17 protein-coding genes are annotated in these 17,154 nt (G+C 69.2%); 6 read left to right on the top strand and 11 right to left on the bottom strand.

The features are described 5' to 3' along the window. Positions 1-7: 7 nt before the first annotated feature. A complete protein-coding gene (locus tag ACFQE9_RS12505) occupies positions 8-484 on the bottom strand; it encodes a MaoC family dehydratase (RefSeq protein WP_379745096.1) in 477 nt (158 codons plus the stop codon). Positions 485-580: 96 nt separating this feature from the next. Between ACFQE9_RS12505 and ACFQE9_RS12500 the strand changes: the two genes are divergently transcribed. Together ACFQE9_RS12500 and ACFQE9_RS12495 are read left to right on the top strand one after the other, a co-directional pair. Continuing rightward, the gene (locus ACFQE9_RS12500; protein ID WP_379745092.1) at positions 581-1,492 is read left to right on the top strand and encodes an HpcH/HpaI aldolase/citrate lyase family protein; all 912 of its coding nucleotides are present in this window, start codon (positions 581-583) and stop codon (positions 1,490-1,492) included. A 123-nt stretch (positions 1,493-1,615) separates the two neighbouring features. Further along, on the top strand, positions 1,616-2,869 hold the full coding sequence (locus ACFQE9_RS12495; RefSeq protein WP_379745089.1) for a Glu/Leu/Phe/Val family dehydrogenase: 1,254 nt from the start codon (positions 1,616-1,618) through the stop codon (positions 2,867-2,869). 25 nt (positions 2,870-2,894) lie between these two features. On the opposite strand, the gene ACFQE9_RS12490 is transcribed toward ACFQE9_RS12495, so the two are convergent. Then, on the bottom strand, positions 2,895-3,284 hold the full coding sequence (locus ACFQE9_RS12490; RefSeq protein WP_379745086.1) for a thioredoxin family protein: 390 nt from the start codon (positions 3,282-3,284) through the stop codon (positions 2,895-2,897). A 116-nt stretch (positions 3,285-3,400) separates the two neighbouring features. Between ACFQE9_RS12490 and ACFQE9_RS12485 the strand changes: the two genes are divergently transcribed. Continuing rightward, positions 3,401-4,333, top strand: a complete 933-nt coding sequence (locus ACFQE9_RS12485) for a PLP-dependent cysteine synthase family protein (RefSeq protein WP_379745083.1) — start codon at positions 3,401-3,403, stop codon at positions 4,331-4,333. 56 nt (positions 4,334-4,389) lie between these two features. On the opposite strand, the gene ACFQE9_RS12480 is transcribed toward ACFQE9_RS12485, so the two are convergent. From ACFQE9_RS12480 to ACFQE9_RS12460, 5 genes are all read right to left on the bottom strand, one after another. Continuing rightward, positions 4,390-4,842: a DUF5804 family protein gene (locus ACFQE9_RS12480; protein ID WP_379745080.1), complete on the bottom strand. Its 453-nt coding sequence runs from the start codon at positions 4,840-4,842 to the stop codon at positions 4,390-4,392. A 97-nt stretch (positions 4,843-4,939) separates the two neighbouring features. Continuing rightward, entirely contained in the window at positions 4,940-6,142 is a 1,203-nt protein-coding gene (locus tag ACFQE9_RS12475) for a methionine adenosyltransferase (protein ID WP_379745077.1), read from the bottom strand. A gap of 112 nt (positions 6,143-6,254) precedes the next feature. After that, the gene (locus tag ACFQE9_RS12470; RefSeq protein ID WP_379745074.1) at positions 6,255-7,775 is read right to left on the bottom strand and encodes an aldehyde dehydrogenase family protein; all 1,521 of its coding nucleotides are present in this window, start codon (positions 7,773-7,775) and stop codon (positions 6,255-6,257) included. Positions 7,776-7,877: 102 nt separating this feature from the next. Further along, on the bottom strand, positions 7,878-9,305 hold the full coding sequence (locus ACFQE9_RS12465; protein WP_379745071.1) for a glycerate kinase type-2 family protein: 1,428 nt from the start codon (positions 9,303-9,305) through the stop codon (positions 7,878-7,880). 135 nt (positions 9,306-9,440) lie between these two features. Further along, a complete protein-coding gene (locus ACFQE9_RS12460; RefSeq protein ID WP_379745068.1) occupies positions 9,441-10,205 on the bottom strand; it encodes a protein sorting system archaetidylserine synthase in 765 nt (254 codons plus the stop codon). A 216-nt stretch (positions 10,206-10,421) separates the two neighbouring features. Here ACFQE9_RS12460 and ACFQE9_RS12455 point away from each other — a divergent pair, with 216 nt between their 5' ends. From ACFQE9_RS12455 to ACFQE9_RS12445, 3 genes are all read left to right on the top strand, one after another. Then, positions 10,422-10,865: a cupredoxin domain-containing protein gene (locus ACFQE9_RS12455; RefSeq protein WP_379745065.1), complete on the top strand. Its 444-nt coding sequence runs from the start codon at positions 10,422-10,424 to the stop codon at positions 10,863-10,865. A 66-nt stretch (positions 10,866-10,931) separates the two neighbouring features. Further along, entirely contained in the window at positions 10,932-11,720 is a 789-nt protein-coding gene (locus tag ACFQE9_RS12450) for a sulfite exporter TauE/SafE family protein (RefSeq protein WP_379745610.1), read from the top strand. Between the two features lie 178 nt (positions 11,721-11,898). Further along, positions 11,899-14,460 (top strand): heavy metal translocating P-type ATPase, encoded by a 2,562-nt coding sequence (locus ACFQE9_RS12445; RefSeq protein ID WP_379745608.1) that lies wholly within the window; start codon positions 11,899-11,901, stop codon positions 14,458-14,460. A 28-nt stretch (positions 14,461-14,488) separates the two neighbouring features. Here the strand turns inward: ACFQE9_RS12445 and ACFQE9_RS12440 are convergent, their stop codons facing one another. The 4 genes from ACFQE9_RS12440 to ACFQE9_RS12425 form a co-directional block, all read right to left on the bottom strand. Then, on the bottom strand, positions 14,489-15,043 hold the full coding sequence (locus tag ACFQE9_RS12440) for an OsmC family protein (RefSeq protein WP_379745062.1): 555 nt from the start codon (positions 15,041-15,043) through the stop codon (positions 14,489-14,491). Between the two features lie 79 nt (positions 15,044-15,122). Further along, entirely contained in the window at positions 15,123-16,403 is a 1,281-nt protein-coding gene (gatA, locus tag ACFQE9_RS12435; RefSeq protein ID WP_379745059.1) for an Asp-tRNA(Asn)/Glu-tRNA(Gln) amidotransferase subunit GatA, read from the bottom strand. Further along, a complete protein-coding gene (gene gatC / locus ACFQE9_RS12430) occupies positions 16,404-16,739 on the bottom strand; it encodes an Asp-tRNA(Asn)/Glu-tRNA(Gln) amidotransferase subunit GatC (RefSeq protein WP_379745056.1) in 336 nt (111 codons plus the stop codon). A 53-nt stretch (positions 16,740-16,792) separates the two neighbouring features. Beyond that, positions 16,793-17,110 (bottom strand): DUF7111 family protein, encoded by a 318-nt coding sequence (locus ACFQE9_RS12425; RefSeq protein WP_379745053.1) that lies wholly within the window; start codon positions 17,108-17,110, stop codon positions 16,793-16,795. Positions 17,111-17,154: the final 44 nt, after the last annotated feature.

The following is a 17,154-nucleotide window of genomic DNA, read 5'->3' as shown; positions in this document are numbered from 1 at the left end:
CGCGAACTCACTCGTCGTCGTCCGGGCGCTTCTTCGAGAGGACCGTCCGATCGAACTCGCAGACGAGGCGGTCGTTTTCACGATCCCTGTCCCGGATCGCGAAGGCCTCGACGTGCATCGTGACGATCCCCCGATCGCCGTCGCTCGTCTCGCGTTTGTCCGTCACCGTCGAGCGGGCCCGGATGGTGTCGCCGTGGAAGACCGGGTTCGGGTGCTCGACGGCGTCGTACCCGAGGTTCGCGACGATGGTCCCGTCGGTGGTCTCGGGGATGGTGAGCGCGACAGCGAGCGAGAGCGTGTACAGGCCGTTGACGATCCGCTCGCCGAAGGTCGTCTCCGCGGCGAAGGCGGCGTCCAGATGCAGCGGCTGTGCGTTCATCGTCAGGTCACAGAATCGCTGGTTGTCAGCCTCGCTGACCGTTCGGCGTCTCGCGTGATCGATCGTCTCGCCGGGTTCGAACTCCCCGTAGTACCGTCCCGTCATGCGTGTTCCTCGTAGTACCGTCCCGTCATGCGTATCTACCCGCCATACGTGTCTACTCCGGCGATCACTTATTAATCCTCACGGCCAACGCCGGGCATGGTTCGACGGAGCGTGCTCTTTTCACCCGGCGACAGACCGGCGATGCTCCGGAAGGCGGCCGAGACCGACGCGGACGTGATCTGTTTCGATCTGGAGGACGCCGTCTCCCCGGGGCACAAGGCGGCCGCGCGTCGGGCGGTTCGGGAGGTCCTCGCGGATCCCGCCTTCGACCCCGACGCCGAGGTCTGCGTGCGGCTGACCGCGTCGGAACCGCTCGTCGATCTCGACGCCATCGTCGGGGCCGTCGGTGGCGAGCGGACGGGTGGCGAGCGGGCAAGTGGCGAGCGGACGAGTGGCGACGACGCGTCGGACATCCGGCTCGATTCCGTGATGCTCCCGAAGGTCGAGTCCGCGGGACGCGTCGACGAGATCGGGGCGGCGCTTGCCGATCGGGGTCTGGATCCGGCGGTCCTCGCGCTGGTCGAGACCGCCGCGGGCGTGGTGAACGCCGCGTCCATCGCCGCCGCCGACGCGACGAGCGCGCTCGTCTTCGGCGCCGAGGATCTGGCGGCGGACGTCGGCGCGATGCGGACCGCCGAGGGAACCGAGATGATCTACGCGCGCCAGCGCGTCGTGATCGCGGCCGCCGCCGCCGACGTCCAGGCGATCGACACGGTCCATCCCGACTTCGAGGACGAAGACGGACTCGCCGCGGCGGCCGAAACCGCGGCCGGCTTCGGGTACGACGGGAAGATCGCGATCCACCCCGCACAGGTGTCGATCATCAACGACGCGTTTACGCCCGACGCGGACCGGATCGCGTGGGCCGAACGCGTGCTCGCGGCCGGCGAGGACGCGGCGAACGAGGAGCGGGGCGCCTTCGAGGTCGACGGCGAGATGATCGACGCGCCCCTGCTCGAGCAGGCAGAACGGGTGATCGAACGTGCACGTGATTCCGGTATCCGGTGAGGAAAATGGGTTATTCGATCGGCAGGATCCCTGGAATTCATGACATATAAGGGGTATTGGTGGATATGTAGACGATCGATTTGAGACGGTACAGTTAACCACACGCATATACCTTTATCGCGTATGTCGAACGATGCCAATCCGTTCGAGAGCCTTCAAGAGCAGATCGGCGACGCAGCCGCACATCTCGACCTCGACGACGGCGTCGTAGAGCGGCTTCGGAACCCGGAACGGATCCTGGAGACCAACCTGACCGTCGAGCTCGACGACGGGAGCCTCGAGACGGTGCGCGCCTACAGATCGCAGTTCAACGGCGACCGCGGTCCCTACAAGGGCGGGATCCGGTATCACCCGAACGTCACCCGCGACGAGGTGAAGGCGCTTTCGGGATGGATGGTCTACAAGTGCGCCGTCGTCGACATCCCCTACGGCGGCGGGAAGGGCGGGATCAGCATCGACCCGGCGCAGTACTCCGAGGACGAACTCGAACGGATCACGCGCGCGTTCGCGACCGAGCTTCGCCCCATCATCGGCGAGGACCGTGACGTGCCCGCGCCCGACGTCAACACGGGCCAGCGGGAGATGAACTGGATCAAGGACACCTACGAGACCCTCGAGAACACGACCGCGCCCGGCGTCATCACGGGGAAGGCGATCGACTCCGGCGGATCCGAGGGACGCGTCGAGGCGACCGGCCGCTCGACGATGCTCGCCGCACGCGACCTGTTCGACTGGATCGGGAAGGGCATCGAGGGTGCGACGGTCGCGGTCCAGGGCTACGGGAACGCCGGCTGGATCACGGCCGACCTCCTCGAGGACCTCGGCGCCTCGGTCGTCGCCGTCTCCGACTCCTCGGGCGGCGTCCACGATCCGCGCGGACTGGACGCGGTGGCAGTCAAGGAACACAAGGACGAAACCGGAAGCGTCGTCGGCTACGGCGACGCGGACGAGATTACGAACGAGGAACTGCTCACCCTCGACGTCGACCTCCTCGTTCCGGCCGCCCTCGAGAACGCCATCGACGCGGAACTCGCGGAACAGGTCCAAGCGGACGTCATCGTCGAGGCCGCGAACGGGCCGCTCACTCCCGGTGCCGACGACGTGCTCGCCGACAGAGACGTCTGGGTCGTCCCGGACATCCTCGCGAACGCCGGCGGGGTCACCGTCTCCTACTTCGAGTGGGTCCAGAACCGCCAGCGGTTCCACTGGAGCGAGGAGAAGGTGAACGAGGAGCTCGAGCGCGTCATGACCGACGCCTTCGACGGGCTCATCAACGCCTACGAGGAACACGACCTGCCGAACCTGCGCACCGCGGCCTACGTCGTGGCCCTCCAGCGCGTCGTCGACGCCTACGAACAGGCCGGCAACTGGCCGTAGGACTCGGCTCCGTTTTCGGTTCCGCTCAGGCGGTCGCGTCGGCCTCGAGGTCGTCGAGCTGTCCGGCCAGGTGAACGGCGATCGGAACCGGCTCCTCCTCGACGAACCGCGCGACCTCCTCGCCGTCGAGCTCGACGACGACCGTCGGGATCAACTCGATCCCGTACTCCTCGACGCCGGGGCCGCGCTTCGAGCCGTCGTCGTTCTTCTCGACCGGGTGGTGTTCGATCCGGTCGTCGGGCACGTCGGCGGCCTCGAGGGCGGCAGCGAAGTCCGGCAGCTGGCTTCGACAGTCGCCACACCAGTCGCCGCCCCACACCTTGAAGACGTACTCGTCGTCGCCGAGCGTCTCGATCGCGTCCTCGTACCCGGCCGGACTCCACGCCGCGTTGGGCTGCATCGTTCGAAGCGTCATGGCGGCCTTTAGGAACGCCCCCGTTAAAAGCCGCGCGTCGCCGGTCGCCGCAGTTCTCGAGGACGCCGGCGCCGCGACCGGAGGGCGTTTAGGCGCCCTCGCCGTAGCCGTCGGCGATGGACGCCGACATCCTCGAGACCATCGGATCGCCTCTGGTCCGCGTCTCGTCCCCCGAGGGAACCACGGTAGCGGCGAAGATCGAATCGAAGAACCCCGGCGGGTCCGCGAAGGACCGCCCGGCGCTCGCGATGATCGAGGCCGCCGAGGAACGGGGCGATCTCTCGCCCGACGACGGGGTCGTGGAGGCGACCTCCGGGAACACGGGGATCGGGCTCGCGACGGTCGGGGCCGTAAAGGGCTACGACGTCACGATCGTGATGCCCGAGTCGAAGTCGCCGGAACGACGGGAGATCATGCGCGCCTACGGAGCGGAGATCGAGCTGGTCGAAGGGGACATCTCCGACGCGAACGACCGGGCCGACGAGCTTGCGGCCGAGGAGGGACTCTTTCAGCCGAAGCAGTTCGAGAACCCCGCAAATCCGCGCTCCCACTACGAGACGACCGCGAGCGAGATCCTCGAACAGCGGGACGGCCGTCCGATCGACGCCGTCGTCGCCGGGGTCGGAACCGGCGGGACGATCACGGGGATCGGAAGACGCCTTCGCGAGGAGTTCCCGGACCTCCGTGTCGACGCCGTCGAGCCCGCGGAAAGTGCCGTCCTCTCCGGCGAGGAGCCCACCGGGGACGCCTTTCAGGGAATGGGCCCCGGATTCGTCTCCCCGAACCTCGACGTCGACCTCCTCGATGAGGTCCACACGGTCGAGCTGTCCGACGCGGAGGCGGAGTGTCGCCGCCTCGCCCGCGAGGAGGGGATCTTCGTCGGTCAGTCCTCGGGCGCCTCGAACCTCGCGGCGAAGGCCGTCGTACGTGAACTCCGCGAATCCGACGACTACGCCGGCACGGAGCCGCTCGTGATCACGGTCTTTTGGGACAGCGGCGAACGGTACATGTCGACCGGCATGTTCGATCCGGATTCCGCCCGGGAGTGACGGAGGGTCGCCGTGACGAACGGCGTCTTGATTCCGTCATCCGACGTCCGAACCCCTCATCCCTCGAACTCCTCGGCGGTGACGCGGACGACCACCGTCTCCTCGACGTCGTCGCCCTCGCGCTTCGGGACGGTCCCCTGCTCGCGGAGGACGTACCGGGGATCGACGAGCCGTCCGTCCCGAACCCCGAAGACCGCGAGGCGTCGGTCGGTCTGTTCGGGCGGCACCTCGCCGTCGCGAACCCGGCGGGCGAGCGCCGCGGAGAGCCACTCGTCGGGGTCGACGGACGGGTCACGGACGAGCGACTCAGCGACGAACCGGTCGCGGTACCACTTCAGGTCGTTACAAAGCGAGACGGCCGCGCCGAGGCTGACGGTCTCGACCGCGATGGCGTTCTCGAAGGGCTCGTCGATCTCGTAGGTCGAAAGCGCGTCGCGGGCGGTCTCACGGGAGAGCAGCTCGTAGGCGAGGGTCACGTCCGGCTTTCCCACGAGACACACCGTCGTCATGCCGGAGAGAAGTCGGCCTGCGGGCAAATCGGTTGTGGTCCTCGGCGGTTCGAGCGGACGTCCGAGTCGGCTGTCCGAGTCGGCTGCCGGCGGTCGATCAGAACGTCGAGACGTCGCCCTCGATGACCCGCTTCGTCACGCCGGTCACGTCGGCCAGCTCCTCGTCCACGATCGCGATCACGTCGTCCTCGATGTCCGCGATGTCGACGCCGTCGGCGGTGACGAGCTGGACGTCCGCCACGTGCGGCTCGTCGATCGGGCGGCCGATCTGTGAGAGGAGCCGAACCTGCAGGTCGCGAATGCCGTCGACCCGCGCCGTGACCGACTCCGCGATCTCCGTCGACAGCAGGTTGTAGATCTTCCCGATGTGGTTGACCGGGTTCTTGCCGGAGGTCGCCTCCATCGACATCGGCCGGTTTGGCGTGATGAGCCCGTTCGCGCGGTTGCCGCGCCCGACCGAGCCGTCGTCGCCCATCTCCGCGGAGGTTCCGGTCACGGTCAGATAGACGGAATCCTCCTCGTAGTCGTCGGCGGTGTTGACGTCCACGACGACCTCCCGGTTCGTCCGATCGCGAGCGAGGTCGGTCACGAACTCGCGGACCGACTCGACGGCGTCGTCGTAGGCCTCCAGGCCATCGAGGTGGCGGTCGACCATCGCGGCCGCGACGGTGATGTCGATCCGGTCGCCCTCGCGTTTGCCCATCACCTTCACGTCGGGGCCGAGCTCCGGGTGCTCGGCGTAGTAGGTCGTGTTGAGCTCTCGTTCGGCGTCGTAGACGATCTGCTCGGTCTCGGTGCGGGGCGCGTGGCCGACGCCGAAGGAGGTGTCGTTGGCCATCGGAACCCGCTTTTCGTCCTCGCCGAAGACGTCCTGGAGGTCGCCGGACCCCTCCCCGAGCTTGACGTCGACGATCACGTCGGTCCCGTACTCCAGTTCGGGGACGGTTTCGGCGAGGTACTCGCGTGCGGCCGCGAGCGCCGTCGAATCGACCGGCAGGTGTGCTCCCTCGTACTCCTTCGTGGCGCGGCCGACGATGAGGATGTAGATGGGCTCTATCACCTCGCCGCCGCCGAACTCCGGGGCCGCCGTGCCCGCGACCAGCTGCGTCTCGTCGGTGTTGTAGTGGAGCACCTTTCCGACGCGGTCGAGGTACAGCTTCGAGAGCGCCCGGGAGACCGATTCCGCGATCCCGTCGCTGATCGAGTCGGGATGGCCGACCCCCTTCCGCTCGACGATCTCGACCTCCTGGTCCTCGACCGCCCGGCGGTCGAGACGGCTGACCTGGATGTTCCTGCTCATTACCCTCCGGTATCACACGCGATACGGTATAACTTGCGGAAAGAGTTTCATGCCGGGTAATACCCGACACGCATATCCGAGGGGAACGATCCCGGGATCCGGACCGGGTGGATCACTCCTCCTCGGTCTTGATCTCCGCCGAGAGCCCCTGTGCCATCTCGATGTCGCGAGCGTTGTTGAGCGTCCAGGCGACGCGGTCGGTGACCGCCTCGATCGCCTCGCGGGCGCTCGGGTACCCGTTCCCGGAGCGTTTGAGCCCGCCGAAGGGCAGCTGCACCTCGGCGCCGATACACGGGAGGTTCCCGTAGGCCAGCCCGACCTCGGCGCGGTCGCGGTAGCGGTTGATCTGGCGGTAGTCCTCCGAGATTATCGCCCCCGCGAGACCGTACTCGGTGTCGTTTTGGATCGCGATGGCACGGTCGACGTCGCCGTCGTACTCGAGGAGGGCGACGTGCGGACCGAAGACCTCCTCGTGGGTACACCGCAGGTCCGCGTCGGGATCGGCCTCGTAGACGAACGGGCCGGTCCAGTTGCCCCCCTCGTGGCCCGCCGGGATCTCCTCGGCCGCGAGGTCGCTTCGGTCGAGGAGCACCCGCACGCCCTCCTCGACCGCGAGGTCGTTGTACCCCCGAACCGTCTCGAGGTGATCCGCCTCGATGAGCGGACCCATGAACGTCTCCGACTCGAGCGGATCGCCGACGGAGACGGACTCCGCGACCTCGAGGAACCGCTTTTTGAACGCCTCGTAGACGTCCGTGTGGACGATCACCCGTTCGGCGGAGACGCAGCGCTGGCCGGTCGTCTTGAACGCCGACATCGCCGCCGATCGGACGGCGAGATCGAGGTCGGCCGACTCCGTGACGACGATCGCGTTCTTTCCGCCCATCTCGCAGGCGGCCCGGCGTCCCGGGACGCCGGCGAGCGTCTCCTGGATCCCGCGGCCGACCTCGGCGGACCCGGTGAAAAGCACCGTCGCGACCGCGTCGTTCTCGACGAGCGCGTTTCCGGAGTCGCCGAACCCCTGGACCAGGTTGAACACGCCGTTCGGGATCCCGGCGTCCGCGAACAGCTCCGCGATCAGGTGGCCGCACCACGGCGTCTGTTCGGCGGGCTTCAACACCACGGTGTTGCCCTCCACGAGGGCGATCGCCACGTGCCAAAACGGGATCGCGATCGGGAAGTTCCAGGGCGTGATACAGCCCGTCACGCCGCGCGGCTTGCGGCGCATGTAGGCGTCCTTGCTCGGGATCTCCGAGGGTACCACGTCGCCCTTCGGGTGTCTGGCGTCGCCGGCGGCCCACTCGACCATGTGTGCGGCCTCGACGACGTCGGCACGCCCCTCGCTTATCTCCTTGCCGCACTCGCGCGTGACGACCTCGGCCAGCTCGTCGGTTCGATCGCGAAGCTGTCGGTGGACCTCCCAGAGGTACTCGGCGCGCTGGATGCGCGAGAGTTCCCGCCACTCCTCGAAGGCGTCCTCCGCGGCCGCCACGGCGCGGTCGACGTCCGCAGGCGTCCCGCGCTCGACGGTCGCAAGCGTCTCGCCCGTCGCCGGATTCCCGCTCTCGAAGGTCTCGGCGCCGCTTCCGTGGTCCCACTCGCCGTCGATGTAGTGTGGATACGCCTCACTCATGAGCGATCGTAGGACGGCCACGTTCAAAACCTATCCGCGGCTCGCGGGACGAAACGGTGGAGACGGACCCCTCAAAGGGCGAAGCGGAACGGCGGAGGTGGACTACTCGTCGGCGTCCTCCGGGATCACGATCACGCGGAGGTCGTTCACGTTGGTTCCCGTCTTGCCGGTCTCGATCGTCGCCGAGGCCCGCTCGAGGACCGGCGTCACGTCGTTGCTCGAAAGCGCCCCCTCGGCCTCGGTCGGCGATATCGGTCCCGCGTCGGAGACGGTCCCCGCGTCGACGATCGCGCCCGCGTACTCGGTCGGGCCGTCGATCCCGTCGGTGTCGACCGCGGCGACGACGACCCCGTCCACGTCGAGTTCGAGCGCGGCCGACAGCGCGAACTCCTGGTTGGGGCCGCCCTCGCCCGATTCCGAGACCGAGACGGTGGTCTCTCCGCCGGAGACGACGACCGCGGGCGCCTCGACAGGGTTCCCGGAGGCCGCGATCTCCTCGGCGACGGCGGACGCGGAGATCGCGGCCTCCGCGGCCTCGCCGCGAACTCGCGAGGAGAGGACGATCGACTCCCGATCCGCTCCCTCGATCGCTTCCGAGTCCCTACCCTCGTCCCGTGCCGCAAGACACGCGGTGAGCGATGAGGCGATCAGATGGATCGACACGCGGTCGAAGACGGGATCGCCCGGTTTCGGCGTCTCCGGAACCTCGCCGGATGCGCCGCGCTCCAGTCGATCGTGGATCGCGTCCGGAAGGTCCAGCCCGTACCGGTCGAGAACCTCGATGGCGTCCTCGAAGGTCGTCTCGTCGGGGACGAGCGGGCCGCTCCCGATCGTTCCCGGATCGTCGCCGACGACGTCCGAACACAACAGACACGCGACGTCGGGCGACCCACCGACCTCGGCACCGAGGGCGGCCGCCAGCCGTCCGCCCTTGATCGCGGAGAGGTGCTTTCTGACGGCGTTGATCTCGTCGATCGTCGCGCCAGCCTCGAGCAGCGCGGTGGTCGTCTCCTGCAGCTGCGAGAGGTCGATACCCTCCGCGGGGGCCGGCAGGAGCGCGCTCGCACCCCCGGTGATGACCCCGAGCACGAGCGTCCGGTCGCCGCAGGTCCGAGCGCGCTCGAGCACGGCGCGGGCGCCCGCGACCCCGGCCTCGTCGGGGACCGGATGGCTCGCGGTCTCGACCCGGACGCGTTCGCTGTCTCGTGGGTCGTTCGTCACGATGACGCCGTCCGTGATCCGGTCCCCGAGGATCGACTCGAGTTCGACCGTCACGGTCGCGGTGGCCTTCCCGCCGCCGAGGACGACGATATCGTCGTAGTCCGCCAGGTCGTACTCGCTCCCGTCGATCAAAAGCGTCTCGCCGTCGAGTCCGATCGAGTCGTGAACCACTCGCCGGGGATGTGCGGCGTCGATGCCGGCCGCCAGGCAGTTCAACGCGAGCGCGTGCGCCGGCGAACGCGCGTGCTCCTCGCGGTCGCGAATTCGAACGCCCTCCGGCGTGCTCTCCGAGGCGGAATCCTCGCTCATACCGGGAGAGTGACCGGCGGGGACATAAACGTCGTGCAACCGGTCGGAACCGGCGTGTTGACCAGGCGTTCGGAGTCGGCGTTTGGACCGTGCGGGTCGGAGTCGGTACTTCGACGGTCGCGTCGAGGGATCCGCTCAATCGTCGTCACGTCGGCCGGGATCGTTCGGTCCTCCTCCGGCGTTACCGGCGCCGTCCCCGCCCCAGAGGGCGCCGACGTCGAGTCGGTCGCGCCAGTAGAACCACGGGGCGAAGACCAGGTATCCCCCGGCCAGAAACAGCAGCGCGAACGCGAACACGCGTCCCCAGTAGCCCGTGTGGAGCACGGCCACGGCCTGAACGACCCCCATCACGGCGGCGTCCTGGGCGTGCAAGTCGGGGTAGGTCACCCGCGAGACCATGAGCGCCGCGAGCACCGCGGTACCCGCGACGAGCACGGCCGGGTCGGTGTATCCCGCGAGCACCGCGGCGGCGACGAGCGTCGCGGCCAGCGTGGACTGGACGCCCTCCGTCTCCTCGCTCTCGAGGTCGTAGGCGGCGTACAGCCCGAGGCGGGTGACCGCCATCGCGACGTAGACCGCGGGAATCGCGATCCCGAGGACGAAAAACGGGTCCGGAAACGTGGCCCCCGACTCGACGACCGTGACCGCGACGAGGGTCGCCGGCGCGACGCCGAAGGAGGCGACGTCGGCCAGCGAGTCGAGGTGCTCCCCGGCGGCCGAGGAGCCGCGTGCGCGAGCGACGATCCCGTCGAGCGCGTCGGCGATGGCTCCGAACAGCACCAGCCGAGCGGCGAGTTCGACGTCGATCGTCGCGGCGATCACGGCGATGAACCCCACCGCCGCGTTCGTGACCGTGACGGCGTCGGCGAGTCCGAACCGCCCGGCGAACCGCGGCTTCATATCCGTCGGGTCGGCCAGCGGGGCTTTACGTTTTATTATCCGTCGGCCTCCCGGAGCGCGACGCCGACCACACGCCGTGGCGGGAGCCGGCCCCCTCCGATCGGCCCATCACCTTCGATCGACCCAATCCCTCCGATCGACCCAACCCCAGGTCGTGTTCCCACGAGCCGGGATCGGACCACGGTACATATACCCGGTCGTCCCCGATCCCCGATCATGCAGCGCAGACGGTTCCTCGCTCGCGTCGGGGGTGCGGCGGCCGCGGCGTCGACGGTCTCGATCGCGGGCTGTCTCGGGAGCCTCGGCGGAGGACGCGGAGACGGCGAGGACGCCTACGACGTCGGCATGACCGCCACGACCTTCCGTCCCCAGGAGATCACGATCTCCGTCGGGGAGTCCGTCACCTGGCGCAACACGAGCGCGCGGACCCACACCGTCACGGCCTACGAGGACGCGATCCCCGAGGAGGCCGAGTTCTTCGCGACCGGCGGGTACGGGAACGAGGAGACCGCACGCGAGGAGTGGTGGAGCGACCGGGGCGGCGCACTCGAGAACGCCGAGGAGTTCTCACACACCTTCGAGATAGCGGGACGGTACGACTACGTCTGTATCCCCCACGAACAGGCCGGGATGATCGGAGCGGTCGTCGTCGAGGAGTGACCGATGGTCACTCCGGCCATGGTCACGCCGCCGTCCACTCTCACGCCATCGACCGCCGTCGCACAGATCTCGTCTGCCGATCTCCTCGGCGTCGACGTCGCGTTGTTCCTGCTCGTCGGGCTGCTCGGCGGCGCCCACTGCATCGGGATGTGCGGCCCGCTCGTCACGGTCTATTCCGATCGAATGGCCGACGACCCGACCGACCGGGGACGCGAGTCACACCTCACGCCCTACGAGGTCCGCCAGCACGCCCTCTTCAACGTCGGACGCGCGGCGAGCTACACCCTCATCGGCGCGCTCGTGGGTGCGCTCGGGGGCGCGCTCCTCGTCACCGCCGACTCGCTGGCGTCGGCCGCCGGCCTCGTTCGCGGCGTCGTCGGGATCGCGGTCGGGCTGTTCGTGGTCGCCATCGGCCTGCGCTATCTGTTCGCCAGGGCGTCGGCCGGGATCCACGTGCCGGGCCTCGATCGCGTGACCGGCCGGCTCCTGTCGTACGTGGACCGACTCGCGAACGGCCCGGGGATCGTCGTCCTCGGCGGACTCCACGGCCTGTTGCCGTGTCCGATCCTCTATCCGGCCTACCTCTACGCGTTCGCGACGGGGTCGCCGAAAGCGGGTGCCATCGCGTTGGCCGCGCTCGGAATCGGGACGATCCCGGCCGTCTTCGCCTACGGCACCGTGATCGAGGCGGTCGACGCCGTCCACCGGCGCCGGCTCCACCGGCTTCTCGGCGCCGTCTTCGTCGTGTTGGGATACGTCCTGTTCGCCCACGGGCTGATGAGCCTCGGGATCTCGGTCCCCCACCCGATGTTCCCGTTCTACGACCCCTTGAGCGGGTCCGGAGGCCATGTCTGATCGTGGGAACGGAGATGGAACGTTCGGGGGAGAGCGTGCTTCGTCGATCGGAGGAGAGCGGACCCCAGTGTTCGAGGAAGAGCGACCCCCGCCGATCGACGGCGAGACGCAACAGTCATCCACGTCGCGGCCGAACGTTCCCGGAGACGGCGGCCGACGATCGACCTACCGACCGACGATGACCGAGCCAGACACCGACGCCGGTTCCCCGACGTGCACGCTCTGTGACCTCCCGGCGAGGGACGTCACCGATGGAGCCGGCAACCACTTCTGCTGTCCGGGCTGTCGGGACGTCCACGAGGCGCTCGATTCGGTCGACGACGTGGACGCCGCCGACGTTCGCGAGCGGGCGGCGTCCACGGAGGGTGCGGGAACGGGAGCCGGAAACGACCCCGACCCGGTCCCCGAGGACCACGAGTCGACCTTCCTCGAGGTCGAGGGGATGCACTGTGCGACCTGCGAGGCGTTCATCGAGTCCGCGGCGGAGGCCGAATCGGGCGTGAGCGCCGCCAGCGCGAGCTACGTGACGGAGACCGTCCGGATCGACCACGACCCGGAGGCCGTCTCCGAGCGCGATCTCCGGGAGGCGGTCTCGGGACTCGGATACGACGCCTACGCCAGGGACGACGCGTTCAGGCGGCGTCGCGCCGACGCGCTCGCGACCGTGCGGCTCGCGGTCGGCGTCCTCGTCGGCATGATGGTGATGTTACAGTACGTCGTCATCATCTATCCGACCTACTTCGGCGGGCTGTTCTACGGCGAGCGGACCGCGCAGTTCCTCGCGGACGCGTTGAGCCACGGGTCGAGCACCTACTTCTACGGCTTCGTCGGCATCCTCACGACCGTCGTCCTCGTCGTGACCGGACGGCCGATCCTGCGGGGCGCCTACGTGAGCCTCAGGACGCGCTCGCCGAACATGGACCTCCTCGTCGCGCTCGCGGCCGTGAGCGCGTACGCCTACTCGGTGCTCGCCATCGCGGTCGGCGCGGAGCACGTCTACTTCGACGTGACCGTGGCGATCCTCGTGATCGTGACGATCGGGAACCACTACGAGACGTCCGTCAAACGGCGCGCGACGGAACTCCTCTCGGATCTCACGACCGTGCAGGTCGACGAGGCGCGCCGGATAGTCGACGGGGACGCATCGGACGGGTCGGCTGAAGCGGACGGAGCGGATCCAACGAGTGAATCAGTCGGAACGAACGACTCCGAGCGCGCCGAGACAGTGGCGATCGACGCTCTCGAGGAGGACGATCGGATCCTCGTGCGAACGGGCGAACGCGTGCCGGTCGACGGCGAGGTCGTGGACGGCGAGGGCGCCGTCGACGAGGCGGTCGTGACCGGCGAGTCCCTCCCGGTCGACAAACGCCCCGGCGACGCGGTCGTGGGCGGGTCGGTCCTCGCCGACGGCGCGCTCGTGGTCCGGGTCGGCGAGGACGCGACGAGCAGCCTCGATCGGATCGCGGAGCTGGTCTGGGACCTCCAGAGCTCGAACCACGGGATCCAGGCGCTCGCCGACCGGCTCGCGACCGTCTTCGTCCCGGTCGTGCTCGCCCTCGCGGCCGTTTCGACCGTCGGATACCTCCTGGCCGGGGCGAGTCCGGCCGACGCGATGCTCGTCGGACTGACCGTCCTCATCGTCTCGTGTCCGTGCGCGCTCGGGCTCGCGACCCCCCTGGCCGTCGCCTCGGGGATCCGCGACGCCCTCGAGCGGTCGATCGTCGTCTTCGACGAGACCGTCTTCGAGCGGGTTCGCGAGGCCGAGACGGTCGTCTTCGACAAGACCGGCACTCTCACCACCGGCGAGATGCGCGTGCTCGAGGCGGACGTCGATCCGGAGCTGTTGGACCTCGCGGCGGTCCTGGAGGAGCGTTCCGCCCATCCGGTCGGACGCGCGATCGCGGAGGCCAGCGACGAGCGAGGGACGGCGGCCCCCGACGGCGGAACGCTCGAAGAAGCGACACGGACCACGAACGACGGGGCGACGTCCGGATCCCGCATCGACTCCTTCGAGAGCCATCGGACCGGCGTCTCCGGCGTCGTCGACGGCGTGCCGGTGATGGTCGGGCATCCGGACCTCTTTGCGGAGCGCGGCTGGACGGTTCCCGAGGACGTCGCCGGGACGATCGAGGAGGCCCGCGCGGTGGGGCGCGTCCCGGTCGCGGTCGGCCGCGACGGCGAGGCGCGGGGGACGATCGTCGTCGGCGACGAGTTGCGCGGGGAGTGGGAGGCGACCTTCGACGCGCTCGGCGATCGCGGGATCGACGTCGTGGTCCTCACCGGCGACGACGAGCGTGCGACCGGCGTCTTCGCCGACCACGAGGCGGTCTCGCGGGTCTTCGCCGGCGTCCCCCCGGAGGGGAAAGCGGAGACGGTCGGGCGTCTCTCCGCGTCGGGGACGACCGTGATGGTCGGAGACGGAACCAACGACGCCCCGGCGCTCGCGCGCGCCGACCTCGGGATCGCGCTCGGCGGCGGCACGGCCATGGCCGCCGACGCGGCGGACGTGGCGATCGTCGACGACGACCTCCGGTCCGTGGAGACGGTCTTCGACCTGGCGACGGCGGCCGGCGCGCGCGTGAAACGCAACATCGGCTGGGCGTTCTGTTACAACGCGATCGCGATCCCGCTCGCGCTCGCCGGGCTGTTGAACCCGCTTTTCGCGGCCGTCGCGATGGGGGCGAGCAGCCTGCTCGTCGTCGCGAACTCCTCGCGCGCGCTGATAGACGACGCGAAGTAGACCGCCTGTCTGGCCGGCGGGCTCCTCCTCAATCGACGTTCCAGTTCGTCTCGATTGCCGGCGGATCGACGAGCGTCTGGTAGACGACGCAGTACTTCTCCGTCGCCCGCTCGAAGGCGGCCGCGGTGTCGGGGTCGATCTCGTCCTCCTCGGCGTCGACGGTAACCGAGAGGCGGATGTCCTCGAAGCCGACCGGGACGTCCTCGTCGACCCCCATCGTTCCGCGCAGGTCGAGATCGCCCTCGACGTCGACGCTCACGTCCGCGTCGATGCCGAAGTTCTCGGCGACGGCCTGGGCCGTGAGCTGCGAGCAGGCGGCGAGCGCGCCGAGGAGGAGGTCGCCGGAACAGGCGCCGGAGCCGGGGCCGCCCGCCCCCTCGTGGAGTTCCGCCTCGTAGATCGCCCGCCCGATGTCGACGTTGCAGGCGCGGCCCTCCTCGGCCTGCTCGGCGCCGCTCGCGGAGAGGGTCACCTTGGCGGCCTCGGGATCCTCCTCGTACTGTTCCTTCAGCGGCTCCTGTGCCTCGCGGAGATCGGTCTCGGAGTCGGTATCGGCGTCGGAATTGGCGTCGGCGTCGGACATGGATCGAGTTTCGCGAGCGTGCGAAAACCGATGTGGAAGACGTCAATTCTCGCCGGTGTTCGGATCGGCCGTCGCTCCGTCACTCCTCGACGGCGCTCGCGGCGCGGACGATCGTCTCCTCGCCGTACTTCGGCCCGACGAGCTGGAGGCCGACGGGAAGTCCCTCGGAGCGGCCGGCCGGAACGGAGATGGCGGGAAGGTTCGCGAGGTTGGCCGGCGTCGTGTTCGCGTCGGCCAGATACATCGTGAGGGGGTCCTGGAGTCCCTCGCCCAGCTCGAAGGGCGGGACGGGCATCGTCGGCGAGGCGATCACGTCGACGTCCTCGAAGGCGGACTCGAAGTCCGATCGGACCCACGCCCGGGCGTCCTGGGCCTTGCTGTAGTACTTGTCGTGGTAGCCGGCCGAGAGCGCGTACGTCCCGAGCAGGATCCGCCGTTTCACCTCGGCGCCGAAGCCCTCCTCGCGCGTCCGGGCGAACGACTCGTTCCAGTCGCCGTCGCCGTCCGCCGAGTGGCCGTACCGCACCCCGTCGAAACGCGCCAGGTTCGAGGAGGCCTCCGAGGTCGCGATCACGTAGTACGCCTGGACCGCGTGTTCGACCGAGGGCAGCGAGACCGACGTCGTCTCCGCACCCCGTGCCACCAGGTCGTCGATGGCGTCCTCGACCGTCTCGACGACGCCCTCGTCGGCGCCCTCGAACAGCTCCTCGGGGATCCCGATCGTCATTCCCTCCACGTCGCCGTCGGCCGCGTCGGCATAGCTCGATCCGGCGCCGGCGTCGGTCGTCGTGGCGTCCTTCGGGTCCGGACCCGCGATCACGTCGAGGAGCGCGGCCGCCTCCTCGACCGTCGGCGCGAGCGGACCGATCTGCTCGAGGGAGTTTGCGTACGCGACGAGTCCGTACCGCGAGACGAGACCGTAGGTCGGCTTGATCCCGACCACGCCGCAGAACGCGGCGGGACAGCGGACCGAGCCGCCGGTGTCGGAGCCGAGCGCGAGGTCGGCCTCGTCGGCCGCGACGGCGGCCGCGGAGCCGCCCGAGGATCCGCCGGGCACGCGCTCCGTGTCGACCGGATTTCGGGTGGGACCGAAGTGGGACGTCTCCGTGGTCGTTCCCATCCCGAACTCGTCCATGTTGCTCTTTCCGACGATGGTCGCGCCGGCGTCGGTGAGCCGCTCGACGACGGTCGCGGAGTACGGCGGGACGTACCCCTCGAGCATCCGCGACCCGCAGGTCGTCTCGACGCCGGCCGTCGAGATGTTGTCCTTGACGGCGACGGTGGCCCCGTCCAGCGGCCCCTCGCCGGTTGGTTCGATCGACTCCTCGGTGATGAACGCGTTGAGGTCCGCGTCGGCCATCTACGACACCCGCGGGCCGCGGAAGTGGCCGTCCTCGCTCTCCGGCGCGTTCGCGAGCGCCTCCTCGCGCGTGAGCCCCTCCTCCACCTCGTCGGGACGCATCACGTTGACGAGTTCCTCCTCGCGGTCGTGTTCGGGGACCTCATCGAGGGTCTCGAAGTACCCGAGGATGTCCGCGAACTGCTCCGTGAACTGCTCGCGCTCGTCCGGATCCAGGTCGACGCGGGCCAGCTCCGCGACGTGTTCGACCTCCTCGACGTCGACGGCGGCGTCCTCGCCGCCGTCGCACGCGACGTCTCCCTCGGGTCCGGACCGGTCGTCGGACGAATCGCTCATACAGAGGGGTGTTACGGCCGGGGAGTAAGGGTTTCGAATCGCGAGACCGTCGGTCACATCCCCATGTCGGCGGCCGCCTCGGGGATCGGAAGCTCGTTCGGGGACGCGGCGAGCAGCTCGGCGGCGTGATCGAGCGCCATGTCGAAGCCGTAGTACCGCTCCAGTTCCTCGCCGTCCGCGCCCTCGCGTACGGACACCATCGCGTATCCATCGGCGTTCTGTGCCAGCGTCGCGGTCCGTCCCTCCCGCTCGAAGGTGAGAACGCGCTCCCCGTTCGCCTCGACGTACCGCGCCGTGATAGCCCCGTTCGATGCGACCCGCTCCTCGCCCGCCTCCCCGCCTTCCGGATCGTCGACCCCGGTGTCGCTCATGGACGGAATTCGCCCGGCGGTCCCTCGTACCTGTCGATCCTGAC

The organism is Halopenitus salinus, from assembly GCF_042662125.1.
In the GTDB taxonomy this organism is placed as follows: Archaea; Halobacteriota; Halobacteria; order Halobacteriales; family Haloferacaceae; genus Halopenitus; species Halopenitus salinus.
The sequence above is the reverse complement of the archived record's forward strand: the minus strand, read 5'-3'. Positions and strand labels throughout refer to the sequence as shown.